This is a genomic window from Nocardioides sp. NPDC006303, from assembly GCF_040613175.1.
In the GTDB taxonomy this organism is placed as follows: Bacteria; Actinomycetota; Actinomycetes; order Propionibacteriales; family Nocardioidaceae; genus Nocardioides.
The window spans coordinates 1-18,432 of sequence record NZ_JBEXRR010000068.1 but is presented as its reverse complement, the minus strand read 5'-3'; the positions used below and the strand labels follow the sequence as shown (position 1 = coordinate 18,432).

Annotated in this window: 16 protein-coding genes and 1 riboswitch; of the genes, 5 read left to right on the top strand and 11 right to left on the bottom strand. The window is 71.2% G+C overall.

All coding sequences use genetic code 11. The annotated features are described in order from the left end of the window. From ABZY89_RS28765 to ABZY89_RS28750, 4 genes are all read right to left on the bottom strand, one after another. A partial coding sequence (locus tag ABZY89_RS28765; protein WP_355232598.1) for a cobyric acid synthase occupies window positions 1–1,556 on the bottom strand: 1,556 nt, incomplete at its 3' end. Next, window positions 1,553–2,338, bottom strand: coding sequence for a precorrin-6A synthase (deacetylating) (gene cobF, locus ABZY89_RS28760; RefSeq protein ID WP_355232597.1), 786 nt, complete (start codon window positions 2,336–2,338; stop codon window positions 1,553–1,555). The genes cobF and ABZY89_RS28765, both read right to left, overlap by 4 nt. Beyond that, entirely contained in the window at window positions 2,335–5,937 is a 3,603-nt protein-coding gene (locus tag ABZY89_RS28755; RefSeq protein WP_355232596.1) for a cobaltochelatase subunit CobN, read from the bottom strand. Before ABZY89_RS28755 ends, cobF begins: the two co-directional genes overlap by 4 nt. A 33-nt stretch (window positions 5,938–5,970) precedes the next feature. Beyond that, window positions 5,971–6,116: riboswitch (cobalamin riboswitch) on the bottom strand. Further along, window positions 6,094–6,654, bottom strand: coding sequence for a GNAT family N-acetyltransferase (locus ABZY89_RS28750; protein ID WP_355232595.1), 561 nt, complete (start codon window positions 6,652–6,654; stop codon window positions 6,094–6,096). It overlaps the preceding riboswitch by 23 nt. A gap of 116 nt (window positions 6,655–6,770) precedes the next feature. Here ABZY89_RS28750 and ABZY89_RS28745 point away from each other — a divergent pair, with 116 nt between their 5' ends. Next, window positions 6,771–7,391 carry a helix-turn-helix domain-containing protein gene (locus ABZY89_RS28745; RefSeq protein WP_355232594.1) on the top strand — a complete coding sequence of 207 codons (621 nt, stop codon included), beginning with the start codon at window positions 6,771–6,773 and terminating at the stop codon, window positions 7,389–7,391. Beyond that, window positions 7,384–8,109: a hypothetical protein gene (locus ABZY89_RS28740; RefSeq protein ID WP_355232593.1), complete on the top strand. Its 726-nt coding sequence runs from the start codon at window positions 7,384–7,386 to the stop codon at window positions 8,107–8,109. Before ABZY89_RS28745 ends, ABZY89_RS28740 begins: the two co-directional genes overlap by 8 nt. Here the strand turns inward: ABZY89_RS28740 and ABZY89_RS28735 are convergent. From ABZY89_RS28735 to pcaH, 5 genes are read right to left on the bottom strand one after another with little or no spacing between them, the layout of a single operon-like run. After that, window positions 8,091–9,524, bottom strand: a complete 1,434-nt coding sequence (locus tag ABZY89_RS28735) for an NAD(P)/FAD-dependent oxidoreductase (RefSeq protein ID WP_355232592.1) — start codon at window positions 9,522–9,524, stop codon at window positions 8,091–8,093. The two genes, ABZY89_RS28740 and ABZY89_RS28735, sit on opposite strands and share 19 nt — an antisense overlap. Window positions 9,525–9,558: 34 nt before the next feature. Beyond that, window positions 9,559–10,716 (bottom strand): alpha/beta fold hydrolase, encoded by a 1,158-nt coding sequence (locus ABZY89_RS28730; protein WP_355232591.1) that lies wholly within the window; start codon window positions 10,714–10,716, stop codon window positions 9,559–9,561. Beyond that, window positions 10,717–11,973 (bottom strand): lyase family protein, encoded by a 1,257-nt coding sequence (locus tag ABZY89_RS28725; RefSeq protein WP_355232590.1) that lies wholly within the window; start codon window positions 11,971–11,973, stop codon window positions 10,717–10,719. An 8-nt stretch (window positions 11,974–11,981) separates the two neighbouring features. Further along, entirely contained in the window at window positions 11,982–12,524 is a 543-nt protein-coding gene (gene pcaG / locus ABZY89_RS28720) for a protocatechuate 3,4-dioxygenase subunit alpha (protein WP_355232589.1), read from the bottom strand. Continuing rightward, window positions 12,521–13,297 (bottom strand): protocatechuate 3,4-dioxygenase subunit beta, encoded by a 777-nt coding sequence (gene pcaH / locus ABZY89_RS28715; protein WP_355232588.1) that lies wholly within the window; start codon window positions 13,295–13,297, stop codon window positions 12,521–12,523. Before pcaH ends, pcaG begins: the two co-directional genes overlap by 4 nt. 71 nt (window positions 13,298–13,368) lie before the next feature. On the opposite strand from pcaH, the gene ABZY89_RS28710 reads away from it, so the two are divergent. The 3 genes from ABZY89_RS28710 (at window position 13,369) to ABZY89_RS28700 (ending at window position 16,099) form a co-directional block, all read left to right on the top strand. Beyond that, entirely contained in the window at window positions 13,369–14,112 is a 744-nt protein-coding gene (locus ABZY89_RS28710; protein WP_355232587.1) for an IclR family transcriptional regulator, read from the top strand. Between the two features lie 161 nt (window positions 14,113–14,273). Continuing rightward, a complete protein-coding gene (cobT, locus tag ABZY89_RS28705; RefSeq protein WP_355232586.1) occupies window positions 14,274–15,323 on the top strand; it encodes a nicotinate-nucleotide--dimethylbenzimidazole phosphoribosyltransferase in 1,050 nt (349 codons plus the stop codon). Then, entirely contained in the window at window positions 15,323–16,099 is a 777-nt protein-coding gene (locus tag ABZY89_RS28700) for an adenosylcobinamide-GDP ribazoletransferase (RefSeq protein ID WP_355232585.1), read from the top strand. Before cobT ends, ABZY89_RS28700 begins: the two co-directional genes overlap by 1 nt. Here the strand turns inward: ABZY89_RS28700 and cobU are convergent. After that, complete coding sequence (cobU, locus tag ABZY89_RS28695) at window positions 16,096–16,635, bottom strand: bifunctional adenosylcobinamide kinase/adenosylcobinamide-phosphate guanylyltransferase (protein ID WP_355232584.1); 540 nt, start codon at window positions 16,633–16,635, stop codon at window positions 16,096–16,098. The two genes, ABZY89_RS28700 and cobU, sit on opposite strands and share 4 nt — an antisense overlap. Window positions 16,636–17,080: 445 nt before the next feature. Then, on the bottom strand, window positions 17,081–18,352 hold the full coding sequence (locus tag ABZY89_RS28690) for a DUF222 domain-containing protein (protein WP_355232583.1): 1,272 nt from the start codon (window positions 18,350–18,352) through the stop codon (window positions 17,081–17,083). Between the last annotated feature and the right edge of the window lie 80 nt (window positions 18,353–18,432).

Here is an 18,432-nt window from a genome sequence, read left to right as displayed (position 1 = left end):
CCGCTGGTCGAGCCGCCGGAGCCGCTTGGCGGAGGCGTGTCGAGACCAACACGGTCCGCTGTCGCGCTCGGGGGGACTGTGTTGGTCTCGACACGCTCGCTGGCGCTCGCGGCTCGACCAGCGAAGGAGCGGGCGAGGTCGAGCAGGGTGTCGACGTTGAGGTGCTCCTCGACAAGGTCCCCGATCAGGTCCAGGCGGCGCTCACGGGCGGCCGGGAACGAGACCGCGGACGGCTCGCGGCCGAGCGTCGCCTCGAGGAATGCGCCGCGCAGCGCGTCGCCCTCCAGGCTGCCGTGCCACATGGTCCCGAAGACGTTGCCGGAGCGGGCGCCGCCGAGGAACTCCGATACCCCGTCGCCGCGGGTGATCCGGCCGTGGTGGATCTCGTAGCCGCTCGCCTCGACCCCGAGCGCCGACCCCGTGGGTAGGCGGAGGTTCTTGGCGGGGGTGAAGTCGGTGCGTACGTCGAGCAGGCCCAGTCCTTCGACCTCGGCGACCGACCCCTCGACGCCGTCGGGATCGGCGATCACGCTGCCGAGCATCTGGAAGCCGCCGCAGATCCCGAGGAGCGGGCGGCCGCGGCGTACGTGCTCGGTCAGGGCCACGTCGAGGCCGCGCGAGCGGAGCCAGGCCAGGTCGCTGATGGTGGACCGGGTGCCGGGCAGGACGACCAGGTCGGCATCGGCGAGGTCGGCCGGTGAGGAGGCGAAGACGACGTCGAGGTCCGGCTCCAGGCCGAGCGCGTCGACGTCGGTGAAGTTGGAGATGCGGGGGAGGCGTACGACCGCGACCTTGCGGGTGGCGCCGGCTTCCGCACGCCGTCCGTCGAGGTCGAGCGCGTCCTCGGAGTCGAGCCATAGCGACGGCTCCCAGGGGAGCACGCCGAAGACCGGGCGCCGGGTGAGCGACTCCAGCGAGTCGAGCCCGGGCTTGAGGAGCCCGGCGTCGCCGCGGAACTTGTTGACCACAAAACCGCTGATCAGAGCCTGGTCCTCGGGCTCGAGGAGAGCAAGCGTGCCGTACATCGCCGCGAACACCCCGCCCCGGTCGATGTCACCCACGACCACGGTCGGCAGCCCGGCATGCCGCGCCAGCCCCATGTTGACGTAGTCCCCGGCCCGCAGGTTGATCTCGGCCGGGCTCCCCGCGCCCTCGGCGACGATGACCTCGAAACGCGAGGCCAGATCGTCGTACGCCGCATGGGCGGCGGTCGCCAGATGCCGGCGCCCGGCCTCCCAGTCGTGCGAGGAGACCTCGCCGGCCGGATGCCCCATCAGCACCACGTGGCTGCGGCGGTCGGAGCCGGGCTTGAGCAGCACCGGGTTCATCGACGGCTCCGGGGTGACCCGCGCCGCCAGCGCCTGCACCCACTGCGCCCGGCCGATCTCGGCGGTCGTCCCGTCGGGCGCCTGGCAGACCATCGAGTTGTTGGACATGTTCTGGGCCTTGTAGGGCGCCACCTTGACGCCGCGGCGGGCGAAAGCCCGGCACAGCCCGGTCGTCACGACCGACTTGCCCGCATCCGAGGTGGTGCCGGCGACCAGCAGCCCGCTCATGCTTTCGGAGCCCGAAGGAGGTAGATGTCCATCACCCAGCCGGACGTCTCGCGCAGCCGGGCGCGTGCCTCGTCGATGGCAGGCAGCACCTCGCCGACCGTGCCCGCGACCAGCTCCTCCTCGCGGGTGCCGAGGTTGCCGCCCCACCAGATCCGCCAGTCCTCGAGCCCAGGGAGGTCGACTACCCGGTTGAGCATCACCACGAGGTTGTCGTGCCCGGCCTCGACGGCCTCGAGCACGGCGCGGCCGGTGGTGACGTAGAGCGGGCGCCCGACGTCATGGAGCACGAGCCGGTGCCGGGCGGCGAGCAGCTGTACAGAGGAGATCCCGGGGATGACGTCGACCTCGACGTCGAGCTGCTCGGAGATCTGGTCGACGACCCGGATCGTGGAGTCGTAGAAGGCGGGGTCGCCCCAGACCAGGAAGCCGACGTCCCCGGGGTGCTCGGCCAGCACGGCCAGATATCGCTCGACCCGGGCCCGGTGCCAGTCGGCGACGGCGGCCCGGTACTCCGCGTCGGTCCCGGTGAACTCCTCACGCCGCTCGCGGGGCGCGTCGGCGACCTTGACCACCCGGGCGGGCTGGTCGAGATGGCGGTCGAGCAGCTCCTCGCGGGCCCGCACCAGCGGGTCGGGCATGCCCTGCTTGACCGTGCCGGACTTGTCGGTGACCAGGAAGAAGTCGACCGACCGCATCGCGGTCACGGCCTCGAGGGTGACCTGGTCGGGGTCACCGGGGCCGACCCCGATGATCTTGATCCGACGCTTGCCAGATGAGCTCATTCCTCCTCCAGGTCACCTTCGATGTCGAGATAGATCTCCTGCATCGCCGCGACGACCTCGGGGTCGGGCGACTCCCACAGCCCGCGCTCGGCGGCCTCGTGCAGCCGCTCGACGATGCCGCGCAGCGCCCACGGGTTCGAGGATCGCATGAACTCCTGGTTGGTCTCGTCCAGGACGTACTCGCGGGCGAGCTTCTCGTACATCCAGTCCTGCACCACGCCGGCGGTCGCGTCGAAGCCGAAGAGGTAGTCGACGGTCGCGGCCAGCTCGAAGGCGCCCTTGTAGCCGTGGCGCTGCATCGCCGAGATCCAGCGCGGGTTGACCACCCGGGCTCGGAAGACGCGGTTGGTCTCCTCCTGCAGCGTGCGGGTCTTGATGGCGTCGGGGGAGGTGGAGTCGCCGACGTACGCCTTCGGCTCGCTGCCGGTCAGCGCACGGACGGTCGCGACCATGCCGCCGTGGTACTGGAAGTAGTCGTCGGAGTCGGCGATGTCGTGCTCGGCGGAGTCGACGTTCTTGGCGGCGACCTTGATCCGGCGGTAGTTGGCGCGCATGTCGTCGGCCGCCGGGGCGCCGTCGAGGTCGCGGCCGTAGGCGAAGCCGCCCCAGGCGGTGTAGACATCTGCCAGATCGGCATCGGAGCGCCAGTTGCCGGCCTCGATCACCTGCAGGATCCCGGCGCCGTACGAACCGGGCTTGGAGCCGAAGATCCGGGACGTCGCGCGGCGCTGGTCGCCGTGATCGGCCAGGTCCTGGAGGGTGTGCGCGCGGACGAAGTTGTCCTCGGCCGGCTCGTCGAGGTCGGCCACCATCCGGACCGCGTCGTCGAGCATCGAGACGACGTGCGGGAACGCGTCGCGGAAGAACCCGGAGATGCGTACGGTCACGTCGATCCGGGGCCTGCCCAGCTCTTCGAGCGAGATGACGTCGAGGTGCGTGATCCGGCGGGAGGCCTCGTCCCACGCAGGTGCCACCCCGAGCAGTGCGAGCACCTCGGCGACGTCGTCGCCGGACGTACGCATCGCGGAGGTGCCCCACACCGAGAGCCCGACCGATGTCGGGTAGTCGCCGGTCTCGTCCAGGTAGCGCTGCAGCAGCGAGTCGGCCATCGCCTGCCCGGTCTGCCACGCCAGCCGCGACGGCACCGCGCGGGGGTCGACGGTGTAGAAGTTGCGTCCGGTGGGAAGTACGTTGACGAGCCCCCGCAGCGGCGAGCCCGACGGCCCCGCGGGGACGAAGCCACCGTCGAGCGAGTGCAGGACGGCGGACAGCTCGTCGGTCGTCCCGTTCAGTCGCGGCACGACCTGCTGGGCGGCGAAGACGAGCACCTGCCGCACGGCGGGGTCGTCGTGGAGCGTCTCGGCGACCGCCGGATCCCAGCCGGCCGCGTCCATCCGCTGCACCAGATCCTTCGCCTGGGTCTCGATCTCGTCGACCGCCCGTGTGTCGGCGCCCTCCTTGAGACCGAGCGCCGCGCGCAGCCCAGGCACGGCGCCTCCGACGCCGCCCCACACCTGCGCGGCGCGCAGGATCGAGAGCACCAGGTTGACCCGCGCCTCGCCCTCGGGCGCGGCACCGAGGATGTGCAGGCCGTCGCGGATCTGGGCGTCCTTGATCTCGCAGAGCCAGCCGTCGATGTGGAGCATGAAGTCGTCGAAGTCGTCGTCCTCGGGCCGCTCCTCCATGCCGAGGTCGCGGTGGAGCTCGGCGGCCTTCATCAGCTGCCAGATCTCGCCGCGGATGGCGGGCAGCTTGGCCGGGTCCATGGAGGAGATCCGGTCGTACTCCTCCATCAGCGACTCCAGCCGCGCGATGTCGCCGTAGGACTCCGCACGCGCCATCGGCGGCACCAGGTGGTCGATGATCGTGGCGTGCGCGCGGCGCTTCGCCTGGGCACCCTCGCCGGGGTCGTTGACCAGGAACGGGTAGATCAGCGGCATGTTGCCGATCGCCGCATCCGGGCCGCAGGACGCCGAGAGCGCGGCGTTCTTGCCGGGCAGCCACTCCATCGAGCCGTGCTTGCCGAGATGGACGACGGCATCGGCGCGGAAGCCGTTCTCGAGCCAGCGGTAGGCACCGAGGTAGTGGTGCGACGGCGGCAGGTCCGGGTCGTGGTAGATCGCGACCGGGTTCTCCCCGAACCCGCGCGGCGGCTGGATCAGGATGACGATGTTGCCGGCCTGGAGCGTGGCCAGCACGAGCTCGCCCGACTCGTTGATGAAGAGCTCGCCCGGCGTCGGTCCCCAGGTCTCGACCATCTGCTCGCGCAGGTCAGCGGGGAGATCAGCGGTCCACTTGTCGTAGTCGGCCTTGGAGATGCGTACGTGGGCGTCGGTGAGCTGGGCGTTGGTCAGCCACTCCTCGTCCTGGCCACCGGCCGCGATCAGCGCGTGGATCAGCGCGTCGCCGGCGGCGGTGTCGCCCTCCTCCGCGGCGACGGAGTCGAGGATGCGTACGACCTCGTTGTCCTGCCCCAGGTCATAGCCCTCCTCACGGAGCCGGCGCAGCATCCGGATCGCGGAGACCGGAGTGTCCAGGCCGACGGCGTTGCCGATCCGGGAGTGCTTGGTGGGGTAGGCGGAGAGCACCAGGGCGAGGCGCTTGTCCGGGTTGGGCGTGTGCCGCAGGCGCGCGTGGTTGACCGCGATCCGGGCGACCCGCGCGGTGCGCTCGGGGTCGGCGACGTAGTGGGGGAGACCCTGCTCGTCGAGCTCCTTGAAGGAGAACGGGGCGGTGATGATCCGCCCGTCGAACTCGGGGATCGCGATCTGGTTGGCCGAGTCGAGCGGCGTGACGCCGTCGTCGGAGGCCTCCCACTCCGCACGAGAGCTGGTCAGGCACAGTCCCTGGAGCACCGGGATGTCGAGCGCCGCCATCCGCTCCACGTCCCAGGCCTCGTCCTCGCCACCGGCGCTCGCCGAGGCGGGTACGGAGCCACCGGCCGCGAGCACGGTCACGATCAGCGCGTCGAGGGTGCCGAGCGCCTCGTAGAGGTCGTCGGGCGCCGAGCGCAGCGAGCCCGCGAAGACCGGTACGCCGGTGGCCGCGTCGGTCGCGTCGATGGCGTCGGCCAGCGCGTGGGCGAACGCGGTGTTCCCGCTGGTCTCGTGGGCTCGGTAGTAGAGCACCCCGATTCGCGGCTTCCCGTCGGTCGAGCCGGGCCGCTCCGCGAAGCCCCAGGCCGGGACGGTCGCCGGCGGCTCGAACCCGAAGCCGGTCAGCAGGACCGTGTCGGAGAGGAACGCGTGCAGCTGGGCGAGGTTGCCCGGCCCGCCCTCGGCGAGATAGCGGTGAGCCTCGGCGGCGACACCCATCGGGACGGTGGAGTGCTCCATCAGCTCGGCACTCGGCTGCTGCTCGCCACCGAGGACCACGACCGGCGTGCCACGCTCCTTGACGGCGCTCAGGCCGTCCCACAGGTCGGTGGGCGAGCCGAGGAGCCGGAAGACGACCAGGTCGGCGTCGGCCACGACCTGCTCCAGATCGGTCGCTCGCGACGGGTTCGCCCAGGCGTAGTCGGCGCCGCTGGCACGGGCCGAGAGCAGGTCGGTGTCCGAGGTGGACAGAAGGGCGATGCGTACGCGTGCAGAGTCGGCCATGCCGAGTTCCTCCTAGGGGTTCTCGCCCCGTCGATCGGTCGGATAGCCCGTGGCCAGTGTCTGGCTGTGTCCGTGCCCAGAAGCTGTACGGACGTCACAGTGGCGGAACCGCCCCGGACTCTCACCGGGTTCCTGCGCCACGAGCGTGCTCGCAGCCTACCCCGCGCGGCGCGCGAGCCAGGTCTCGCGGGTGATCTCGTACTCGACCTCTCCGTTGGCGTGCCCGGCGAGCGGTTCCTCGAAGTCCTCGTGGAACGCGCGTACGAAGCTCATCCCGACGGAGACCATGGTCGCGCGGGACGCCTCGTTGACCGCCATCGTCTGCGCGATCACCCGATCGATCCCGAGGTCCTCGAACCCATGGCGGAGCAGCTCGAGCGAGCCTTCCTTCGCGAACCCCTTGCGCCAGTGGCGCTGCGGGAGCCGGTAGCCCAGCTCGGCGGCATCGGTGCGCGGCGGGTTGTCGGGCGGCTCGAACATGTAGAGCCCGACTGCCTCACCGGCCGCGTACCCGATCCACTTGCCCAGCGCCTCCGTCTCCTTCGCCACCCGGATCCACTTGTGCATCCGCTCCTCGGTCTCCTCCGGTCTGAGCGCGCGGGTGAACAGATGGCGGAGCACTACCGGATCGGAGTTGAGCTCGACCAGGAACGGCAGATGCTCCTGGCTCAGCGGGACCAGGTCGAGGCGCTCGGTGCGCAGACGGGCTTGCGGCATGGGGCGACGCTAGTGAAGACGTACGCCACAGGCACCTGGTTTCTGGGGCGATCCGGGTTCGACGTCGTCCGACAAGCCAATTGACAAATCTGTTTGTCAATTGCATCCTGGATCTTGTGAGCAACGGCATCATCTACGTCGACGAGCCGGACCGAGTGGCCGCGGCGCTGTCGCCTATCCGTCGGCAGCTGCTCGGTCACCTGCAGGAGCCCACGTCTGCTACCCAGCTCGCCGCCGTGCTCGAGCTGCCTCGCCAGCGGGTGAACTACCATCTGCGGGCGCTGGAGTCGGCCGGGTTGGTGGAGCTGGTCGAGGAGCGGCAGCGCCGTGGATTCGTCGAGCGGATCGTGCGTGCGAAGCCGGGCGCGATCGTGGTCGACCCATCGGTGATGGGCCGCGGATCCGACTCTGCTGAGAGCGCGGGGCGGATCATGGACCAGTTCGCCGCCGACCACCTTGTCGGGGTGGCGGCGGCCACCGTGCGGGATGTGGCCCGCATGCAGGTCAAGGCAGACGAGCAGGGCAAGCGCCTGCTCACGTTCACGATCGAGGCAGCCGTGCGCTTCGCTGATGCCGCCGACGTGCACAGATTCACCGAGGAGCTGACCGAAGCGCTGCGGCGTACGGCCGAGGGTTTCGACAGCCCGACCGGTCGGCAGTACCGCGTGGTCATCGGTGGGCATCCCGCCCCGGCAGCGGTGACCGAACCGTCCGAACAGGAGCAGAGCGATGAATGACATCCAGAGCGGCGAGACGCCGCGGATCGAGGTCACCGCGGCGGCCTCGGCCGATACCGCGTGGCAGGCGCTGCGGGACCCGGCCGCCATCCGACAGTGGCACGGCTGGGACGCGGATGAGACCGAGGCCGAGATCGACTCGATCTACTTCACCGAGGTCGTCGAGGAGGCCGACCGGCGCACACTGGTCGCCAACGGCGGCGACAGGTTCGAGATCCAGCCGGACGGCGACGGCGTCAGAATCACGCTGACTCGTGCGCCGTTGTCCGGCAACCCGGACTGGGACGCCTACTACGACGACGTCACCGAGGGTTGGACGTCATTCATGCATCAGCTTCGGTTCGCGCTCGAGCGCCGCCCCGGCATGACACGCCGCACGTTGTTCTTCGCCGATCGCGGCTCCTACTCGGGCACCGTCATCGAGCGGCTCGGTCTCGACGCTGTCGCCGGCCAGCCCCGGGGCAGCCGCTACACAGCGACGATCGCCGGGGAGGACGTGGCCGGCGAGGTGTGGTTCCGCTCGGCGCACCAGCTGGGCGTGACGGTCGACGCATGGGGCGAGGGCCTGCTGGTGATCGCCGGCACCGCGCCGTCGGACGCCGACCCGGCCGGCACGTCGATGGCCATCCTCAGCACGTACGGCCTCGACGGCGCCGACTTCGGGCAGCTCGACACGAGGTGGACCGGTTGGTGGGCCGATCACCGGGCGGGGGAGTGATCCCCAGCCAGGTGGCGTAGGGCTCGGTGGGCGGCGTGATAGCCGCACATGCCGTGGACGCCGGCGCCGGGCGGGGTGGCGGCGGAGCAGAGGAACATCCCGGGGATGCCGGTGTCGTAGCCGGCGAGTGTGGGCCGGACGATCAGCTGGCGAAGGGTGTTGGCGCCGGTTGAGATGTCACCCCCGACGTAGTTGAGGTTGTACGCCGCGTAGTCGGCCGGTGTGGTGACGTGCGTCGCCACGATCTGATCGCGGAAGCCGGGGGCGAAGCGCTCGATCTGGGCCAGCACCGCGTCGGTGGCGTCGCCCTCGTAGGCGTGCGGGACCTGCGCATAGGCCCAGACCGGTTTGAGGTCTCCTGCCGAGCGGGTCGGGTCGGCGACGTACTGCTGACCCAGCAGCACGAACGGACGCTCCGGCATCCGCCCTGCCACGATCTCCCGCTCGCTGGTCGCCACCTCGGCGATCGTCCCGCCGAGATGGACGGTGCCGGCGCGGCCGACCTCCGGGTCACGCCACGGGATCGGACCGCGGACCGCCAGGTCGAGCTTGTACGCCGCGGGACCGTGCTGCCACCTCCGCATCGCCCGACGCGGCCGCTCGGGAAGTGCGGCACCGGCGATGTCGGCGAAGCCGCCGGGGCTGGTGTCGAACAAGGTGACATCCGTGTCCGGAAGGTCGGCGAGGTTGCGGACGGTGGTGCCGGTGACGATGGTGCCGCCCAGCTCCTCGAGCCGTTGCGCCATGGCGAGGGTGATCGCGTGGGAGCCGCCCTCGGCGACCGGCCACCCGTAGCGATGCCCGCTGACCACGAGCATGGTGCCCACGGCGGCCGTGCCCGGGCGGTCCAGCGGCTGGAACGCGTGCGCCGCGCACCCGGCGAAGAGCCCCTTCGCCTCCTCCTCGCGGAAGGCCCGGGCGAGCACGGTGGCCGGTGGAACGGCACGCATCCCGAAGCCGGCCAGGCGGAACGGATGCCGGGGGAGCCGCACGATCGGACCGAGGACGTGGTCCGAGATCGCGTCCCAGCCGCGTACGACCGGGCCGAACAGCTGCCGCCAGCGCTGCCCGTCGGTGCCCAAGCCGGCGGCCGTCTCATCGACGGAGCGGTGCAGGAGCGCTGCCGTGCCTGTGTCGAGCGGATGGGCGAGCTCGATCTCGGGAAAGCGCCAGGTCAGGCCGTACTTCTCCAGCTCGAGGTTGCGCAGGAACGGTGAGGCCAGGCCGAGCGGATGGATCGCCGAGCAGATGTCGTGGCGCAGCCCGGGCAGGGTCAGCTCGGCGGTGCGCGTGCCGCCGCCGACGGTCTCCGCGGCCTCGAGGACCGTCACCCTCACGCCCCGCTGTGCGAGCACGATCGCGGCCGCCAGCCCGTTGGGCCCGGCGCCGACGACGGTCGCGGAGTGCGGCTTCATGGGACCAATCCAACCAGCGGGGCCGGTCATTCGTTCAGGCTCCGTCGTTCAAGACCCGGTTGGCGACGGCGAAGGCGGTGTTGGCGGCGGGTACGCCGACGTAGATCGAGGTCTGCAGGAGCACCTCGATGATCTCCTCGCGGGTCAGCCCGTTGGTGAGCGCGGCGCGGAGATGGAACTCGAGCTCCTCGAAATGGCGGCCGGCGACCAGGGCGGTGAGGACGCCGATCGAGCGGTCTCGGCGGGCGAGGCCGGGGCGGGTCCAGATCGTGCCCCAGGCGTAGCGCGTGATCAGGTCCTGATAGTCGCGGTTGACGTCGGTGATCGCGGCGGTGGCCCGGTCGACGTGGTCGTCGCCGAGCACCTGGCGGCGTACGTTCATCCCGGCCGCGTAGGCCTGGTCGGAGGCCGTCACGTGGGAGGTGACCAGGGTGGAGACGGCGTGCGGCGCCTCGGCCGGCGCGAGGTGACCGACGGCGTCGAGGGCGACGAGCCGCCCGTTGCGCACCCCGACGGCGATCTCCTCGAGCGAGGCCGGCGGGGTCGGGGCGTCGTCGACACCCGCGATCGCCAGGACCGGCGCGGCGACCTCGGCGAGCCGGCCGCGGACGTCGTACGCCGCCAGCGCCTCGCAGACCAGCGCGTAGCTCTCCGCGTCGGCGTCGCGCAGCGAGTGGAGCAGCGCGCCGCCCCGGGCGGGCTCGCGCTCGAGGAAGCCGGGGGCGAACCAGCGCTGGGTGGAGCCGGCGATCTGCGAGGCGGTGCCGGCGGCGCGTACGGTCTTCGCACGGTCGTTCCAGCCCTCCGGTTCGCCGATCTTGGCGCCGGTGTTGGTGAGCACCGCGGCGCTCACCCGGGTGGGTGCGTCGAGCAGGAGCTGGAGGCCGACGGCCCCGCCGACCGAGTCGCCGGCGTAGGCGAAGGTGCCGTGGCGCTCGCCGCGGTCGGTGAGGACCCGGTCTACGCAGGCGAGCACGCCCGCGGCGAGGTCGGCCATGGAGAAGGCGTCGGTGGTGGGGGTGCCGTGGCCGTGGCCCGGGAGCTCCCAGCCGATGACGTGGAAGCTGTCCGCGAGCAGCTCGGCAGCGGCGGCCCAGAGCGCGGTCACCGAGGTGCCGAGGGACGGGCCCACGACCAGGAGCGGCTTGCTCGGGTCTCCGGCCAGCTCGACAGGGGTGATCCTCGGCGTCATTTACAGGTCCTTCCAGATTTCGTGGGCGCGGGCGAGGGTGGAGTCGATGAGGGCGTCGGTGGCGCCGAGATAGTCATCGAGCCCGGCAGCAGCCTCGGTCCCGGCAAGGATCTCGCCGCCCACGAACCCGGTCAGCGACCGCTGCTCGGCCAGCAGGTCCGCGCCCGCGGCTTCGGCGGTGGCGCGCATCCGGGCCGCGTCGACGCGGAGCCCGGCGAGAAGCTCGGTGGTCTGCGAGGCGGCGACGGCGCTGCGGCGGGCGAGGGTCTGCAGGGTCTCCCACTCGACGTGCCAGGCGCCGTCGGGACGTTCGTCGACGTACGTCGCCGCGGCGGTGTGGAGCGTCGCGGCCAGCGGGGGAGCGGCGAGTGCATGGCGGCGGACGAGGACCGAGAGCACCGGGTTGGACTTGTGCGGCATGGTCGAGGAACCGCCGCGCCCCTCGCCGGCCGGCTCGGCGAGCTCGCCGATCTCCGGGCGGGCCAGCAGGGTGATGTCGGTGGCGATCCGGCCCCAGGTATCGGCCACGGTGACCAGCGCGTCGGCGGCCGCGGTCAGCGGCGCGCGGTTGGTGTGCCAGGGGGTTCGCGGGGTCAGCCCGAGCGTGGTCGCCGCGGTATGGGCCGCATCTTGGGCAGCGGAGACGGGATCGCCGAGACCGCGGAGCCGGGCCAGGCCGACGACCGCCGCCAGGGTGCCGGCCGCGCCACCGATCTGGGCGGGCAGTGACGTACGCGTCCGGCGGAGGGCCTCGGCGGCGTCGCTCAGGCCGGAGAGCCAGGTCGCGGCCTTGAGACCGAAGGTGATCGGCACCGCGTGCTGGGTCAGGGTGCGGCCGGACATCACCGTGGCCCGGTGGTCCCGGGCGAGACCGGTCAGCGACGCGGCCTGCGCGGCGAGCTCGTTCTCGACCCGGTCGAGCACGTCGGCGAGGCAGAGCACGAGCGCGGTGTCGACCACGTCCTGGCTGGTCAGGCCCTTGTGGAGCCAGCGGGCGGCCTCACCGTCGAGCCGGCCACGCAGCAGCTTCACGAGTCCGATGACCGGGTTGCCCCCGGCCTCAGCACCCTCGGCGAGCGCTGGGACGTCGTCCGCGGAGACCAGGCCGGCCAGCGGCGTACGTGCTTCCTCCGGGGCGATCCCGGAGGAAGCGACAGCGGCCAGCCAGGCCTCCTCGACCCGCACCATCGCGGCGAGGTAGGCGGCCTCGGAGAAGAGATCCCCGGCGCGCTCCTCGCCTGGCCACAGCAGTGACATTCGGCTCCTCAGCGGTAGGTGAGAAAGGTGGTCTCGCGGTCGCCCTGGAGGTGGATGTCGAATCGCAAACCGGTTGCGTCCGCGGTTGCGACCAGCGTCGCACGCTCGTCCTCGGACAGCGACACCAGCAGGGGGTCGCCGGCGTTGGCGGGGTGCTCGGGCAGGTAGATCCGGGTGTGCAGCTTGTCGAGCAGACCGCGGGCGAAGACGGTGAGTGCGAAGAAAGGTGCAGATCCCTCTGCGGACGCACCCGGGAGCACCGTCGAGAACGTGTAGTGGCCGTTCAGGTCGGTGTCGGCGCGGCCCCAGCCGGTGAAGGTCCAGCCGTCGCGGTGCAGCGACCCCTCGGCCTGCGGGACGTTGCCCTCGGTGTCGGTCTGCCAGATCTCGAGGAGGGCGTCGGGGATCGGGTTGCCGGCGCCGTCGTAGACCCAGCCGTGCAGCCGGATCGAGCCGGGGCTGCCGGGCGGGACCAGGTCGGCGTCGCCCTCGTAGGGGAGCGCGTAGCCGAAGAAGGGGCCGATCGTCTGGCCTGGCGTCGGAGTGGTCACAGTTCGCCCTCCTCGGGCTCGGTCCAGGTGCGGCTCGGGCCGGTCAGGACGATGTCCCAGTTGTAGCCCATCGAGTACTCGGGGGTGGAGAGGTCGTGGTCGTACGTCGCCACCAGGGCATCACGAGCCTTCTGGTCCGTGATCGACTGGTAGATCGGGTCGAGGGCGAAGAGCGGGTCGCTGGGGAAGTACATCTGCGTGATCAGCCGCTGCGTGAACGCGCGGCCGAAGAGCGAGAAGTGGATGTGCGCCGGCCGCCAGGCGTTGATGTGGTTGCCCCACGGGTAGGGGCCGGGCTTGATCGTCTGGAACCGGTAGCGCCCCTCGGAGTCGGTGATGCAACGGCCGACGCCGGTGAAGTTGGGGTCGAGCGGCGCCGGGTGCTGTTCGCGCTTGTGGATGTAGCGGCCCGCCGAGTTGGCCTGCCAGATCTCGACGAGCTGGTTGCGCACGGGGCGCCCGTCGCCGTCGGTCACGCGGCCGCTGACCGTGATCCGCTCGCCGATCGGCTCGTTGCTGCCACCGATGGTCAGGTCGGCCTCGAGGGGGTCCACGTCGGAGTTCCCGAAGCACGGGGCCCATAGCTCGATGGTCTCGGGGTCGGCATGGCGCGGGTCCTTGGTGGGGTGGCGCAGGATGCTGGACCGGTAGGGCGGGTAGTTCAGCAGGGGCTGACGTACGTTCTGGCCCGCGGAGTCGGCCTCGAGCTTGGCGATCTCGGCCGAGAGGTCGGCCTGAGTCTCGACTGGTTGCTTCTTGGTGGGCGCTGTCACGCTCCGAACGCTAGGTGCCGGAGGCGTACGATGAAAGCACAGACTTCCGCTGAGCGAAAGAGGTGGGCGAGATGGCCGGAGGCAGTGGAGGCCGGACCGTCGCCTCCCGCGTGCTCGGTCTCATCGGCGCCTTCGACGCCGGCCATCGCCGGCTGACGCTGAGCGAGCTCGCGTCTCGCGCGGACCTCTCCCTCCCGACCGCCCACCGCCTGGTCGCCGAGCTGGTCGAGTGGGGCGCCCTGGTGCGAGAGGAGGATGGGACGTACGCCGTCGGCCGCCGGCTGTGGGATGCCGGCCTGCTCGCGCCGGTCGCCACCGACCTTCGCTCGGTCGCGGCCCCGTTCCTCCACGACCTCTACGGCGCGACGCTGGAGACGGTGCATCTGGCCGTTCGCGAGGACGACCACGTTCTCTACCTCGAGACGCTCCGCGGCACCCGCAACGTACCCATCGTCTCCTCGGTCGGCTCGCGCCTGCCGATGTACTCCACCGGCGTCGGCAAGGTACTCCTGGCTCATGCGCCCGAGGACGTACGCAACCGGGTGCTGACCGGCCCGCTCAAGCCGTTCACCCGCCACACCATCACCACCCCCGGCCTGCTGCGGCGTCAGCTCGACCGGGTGATCACCGAGGGGTACGCGACCACTGCCGAGGAGATGACCCTCGGCGCCTGCTCGGTCGCGGTCCCGATCACCACCGGGTCCGGCGTCGTCGGCTCCCTCGGCATCGTCGTCTCCGACCTCCGCCGCAACCGCCTCCGCCTCGTCTCCGCCCTCAAGGTCGCCGCCCAGGGCGTCTCCCGCGCCCTTCCGTGAGCTGCGTCGGTCGAGCCGCCGGAGCCGCTAGGCGGAGGCGTGTCGAGACCAACACAGTCGACTCGAGCGCCGCCGGAACCGTGTTGGTTTCGACACGCTCGCTGGCGCTCGCGGCTCAACCAGCGGGATCGGACGGCGACCGCGTGGGGTACCTTGCGCGGGTGACGATCCAGACCCCGAACGAAGACGTACGCCTCGCTGCTGCCGAGCGGCTGGGAGCCCTGGCCACGCCGCCGGGTGCCCTGGGCCGCCTGGGCGAGCTGGGGGTCTGGGTGGCCGCGTGCCAGGGCGAGGTGCCGCCGCGACCGGTCGACAACGTACGACTGGTGATCTTCGCCGGTGACCACGGCGTCGCCCAGCACGGAGTCTCGGCGTTCCCGCCGGCGATCACGGGCGCGATGGTGCGTACGTTCCTGGGCGGTCGGGCCGGAGTCAGCGCGCTCGCGAAGGCGCACGGCGTCCAGGTCCGGGTGCTCGACCTCGGCGTCGACGAGGAGTTCGAGGACCTCGACGCGGCGACCAGGGAGGCGCTGACCCAGCACAAGATCCGGCGGGGGAGCGGCGCGATCCATCTCGAGGACGCACTGAGCGCCGAGGAGGCCCGGGCCGCGCTGGAGGCCGGTGCCGCGGTGGCCCGCGAGGAGATCGCCGCCGGCGCGCAGCTGCTGATCAGCGGCGACATGGGCATCGGCAACACCACGCCCGCGGCGGCGATGGTGGCCGCCGGGCTCGGACTGCCCGCGAGCGAGGTCACCGGTCGTGGGACCGGCATCGGCGACGACGCGCTCCGAACCAAGACCGACGTCATCACCGCGGCCCTGGACCGCGCCGGTGATCGCACCGGCGACCCGGTCGAGACCCTTGCCGCGCTCGGCAGCGCCGACCTGGCCGCGACGACCGGTTACCTCCTCGAGGCCGCCCGCAGCGGCACGCCGGTCCTTCTCGACGGCCTGATGAGCGTCGCCTGTGCCCTCACCGCCGACCGGATCGAGCCCGGCGCCGCGACGTGGTACGCCGCCGGCCACCGCTCCACCGAGCCCGCCCAGTCGATGGCTCTGGAGAAGCTCGGCCTCGAGCCGCTGCTCGACCTCGACCTGCGGCTCGGCGAAGGCTCTGGCGCCGTCGCCGCGGTACCGGTCGTCCGCAGTGCCGTCGCCCTGCTGCGCGACGTCGCCCTGCTCTCCGAGCTCGCTCCGGGAGACCCTGCCTGATGCTTGTGCGGGACGCCTGGCGTCTCGCGGTCGGCACGCTGACCGCGATGCCCGTGCCTCCTCCCGAGCACGTCGATCGCCGTCGTGCCGCGGTGGCGATGGCGGTCGCGCCGCTGGCGGCGTTGCCACTCGCACTGGGGGCCGCCGCTATCGCACTGCTGGGGCAGCTCACCGGGCTACCGCACCTGGTCACCGCCCTGCTCGCGATCGGCGTCGTGGTCGCCGGCAACCGAGCGCTCCATCTCGACGGTCTCGCCGACACGGTCGACGGCATGGCTGCCTCCTATGACCGCGAGCGCTCGCTGGCAGTCATGAAGACCGGCACCTCCGGCCCTGCCGGCGTCATCGCGATCGTCCTCGTCCTCGGTCTCCAGGTGGCGGCGCTCGCTTCGCTGCTGGCGGGTGAAGGCGGCGTACGCCTGGCTCTTCTCGCTCTCGTCGCGGTCTGCGCGTCACGCGCGGCGCTGTCCCTGTGCTGCGTACGCGGCGTGCAGCCCGCACGCCAGGACGGCTTGGGGCGCACGTTCACCCAGACCGTCTCGCCGTTCCTCGCCGCCGTTGTCTGGGTGGCTTCGGGCGCTGCGCTGGCGGCCGCCGCATGGTGGGCGGGCATCGGCTGGTGGCGGGGCGCATCGGCCGCAGTGCTCGCGGCCCTGGTCGTCGCGGTGGTCCTGGTCCGGGCCGTCAAGCGGTTCGGGGGAGTGACCGGCGACGTCTTCGGTGCGGCCGTCGAGGCTGCGCTGGCGACCATCCTGGTCACCCTGAGCACCGGCTAGAGCTTCAGGACCCGTCCGGCGATGACGAGATGCACCTCGTCGCAGGCCGCGGCCAGTCGCTGGTTGACGAGCCCGAGCAGATCACGGAAGAGGCGCCCCGATCGATGGGCCGGGACGACTCCGAGCCCGACCTCGTTCGTCACCAGCACCACATCTCCGCCCTGCTGCTCCATCACGGTGGCCGCGTCCTCAACGAGCGCCGAGACCGCCGCGGTCGCCTCCTCCGACGTGGCCTCCCACAGTTGGCGGGAATCCATGACGGCCGTGAGCCAGGTACCCAAGCAGTCGACCATCACCGCGTCGCCGTTGGTCAACCCCTCGGCCAAGGCCCCCGCGAGATCCCGAGACTCGACCGTACGCCACCCCTCCGGCCGCCGAGCCCGATGCGAAGCCAGCCGCGCAGCCCAGTCAGGATCCGGCTCCTCCTCGACCGTCGGCCCCGGCGCGACGTACGCCACCGAAGGCGCGGCCGCGAGCAGCGACTCAGCATGCCGCGACTTTCCTGAGCGCACGCCGCCTGTCACCAGAATCCTCACCGGCACAGCCTAAGCGGGTGCATGTATATCGGGTCGGCGGCGGGGTCTGGCGCAGCAGATTCAGTTAGGTCCGGGCTTGGGATTCCGGGCTGGTGACTCCTGATGAGTGATGGGCTCGCCCTTTTACAAGACGATGACACCTTGTGAACGCTTCACAAGCGCCAGCCGTGTGGGGAGGGCAACGACAGTCCGATCGGAACCGGCCGAGCATGGGCGCGGATCCTGGCTGGCAATGCTGCCCGGTCAACTACTCGCCTCGCCCGATCGCCCCCGGCATGGAACCGGATCTGACGGATGGACAGCGGCCGCGCCGAGGGCTGCGACGCCATCAATCGCCATCAGCAGTATCGGCAGCCCATACCGAGGTCGGGGCACAGATCAGCGATCGCATGGTGGGGTGGGCTATGAGGGACGGGCACAGCGACGCCGGCCAGCCCAGCCTCGATCAGCTGGTTCGGGTTCGCCGGGTGAACCGGATTCGCCCGCTCGGGAGCCGCTCATACCCATAGTTGGGGTCGTGGATCCGGCGATGGTCACTGGAGCAGAGCAGGACAATGTTCGCCAGGTCGGTTCGGCCACCTTCGGACCAGGGTCTGAGGTGGTGGGCCTCGGTCCAGGCCGCTGGGGCGTCGCAGTCTTCGGCTTGGCAACACTTGTCTCGTAGCCGGAGGGCACGGTGTTGGATCGGGTACGCCAACCTTGCGGTGCGTCCGAAGTCGAGGATCTCGGAGTCGGTGCCCAACACGACCGGGACGAGGTCGGCGTTGCAGGCCATCCGGCGAGCCTCAGCGGCGCTGATCTGCTCGCCGTCGAAACCGAGGGCGGCGGTGCCGAGGTCCTTGCGAAGGTCATCCACGTTCATGGTGATGAACACCGTGGTGCCGTGGCCACCGTGGCGGGGCAGCTGGTCGACGTCGTAGGTCTCGACCACCCGAGCAAACGCCTGGCCCAGCAGCCGGTCGTAGGGGGCTTTGCGGCCCTTGTCCTCGGCCGAGAGCTTCCGGGGCTGGGCCAGGGAGTCCAGCTGGGTCCGCAGCCGCAGCCCGACCGTGCGGGACACGCGGGCGTGGATGTCGATGGTGCCGTCGCCGTTGTCGCGGGAGGAGAAGAAGGTACGCCGCTGGGCGTGCTCCTCCTCGCGCTGGAGGGTCTTGGCTTCAGCGGCCTCGAACCGCTCGGGGTCGACCTCGGCCAGGATCCGTCGGCCGACGATCTTCAACTCGTTCGCCGTCAGGCTGGTCGCGTAGTCGACCAGCAGCTTCTCGGCCAGGACCAGGTCCTCGCCGCTGGCGGCCGGGTCGGTCTCGACGGCGTCGAGGGCCTGGGTGATCACCCTGGCTTTGTCCTGGGACACAACACCTTCAGCGAGGCCGGCGGCGACGAGCCCGTACTTGGTCACCGCCGCCGCGAGTTTCACCTGGGAGCGAGCGACGCCCTTGTCGACGAGCAGCTCGGTCCGCATCCACCCGGAGGCGTCCTTGGCGCCGGTCTCCTCGGCGATGTCGCCGGCCGTGGCCAGCACCCGCAGCTTCAACGCGGCCTGTTGGGCCTGGAGCTTCTCCAGTCGCTCGAGGAGGTCTTTCTTCTGTCCTGTCCGCCAGTAGGCGGGGTCGGTGGCCAGCAGCTCTTGGAGGGCGGTCTCGATGGCCTTCAAGGCGGCGTCGATCGCGTCGCCGGGGTTGGTGCCCCAGTGGTCGATGTCGCGGCCGAGACTCATCGCCGTCCTCCCCTTCAGAGGTGTGCTGTGATGGTCTGATTCTACGCCTCCAGTCGTGCTACGGCCATCTATTTTCCCAG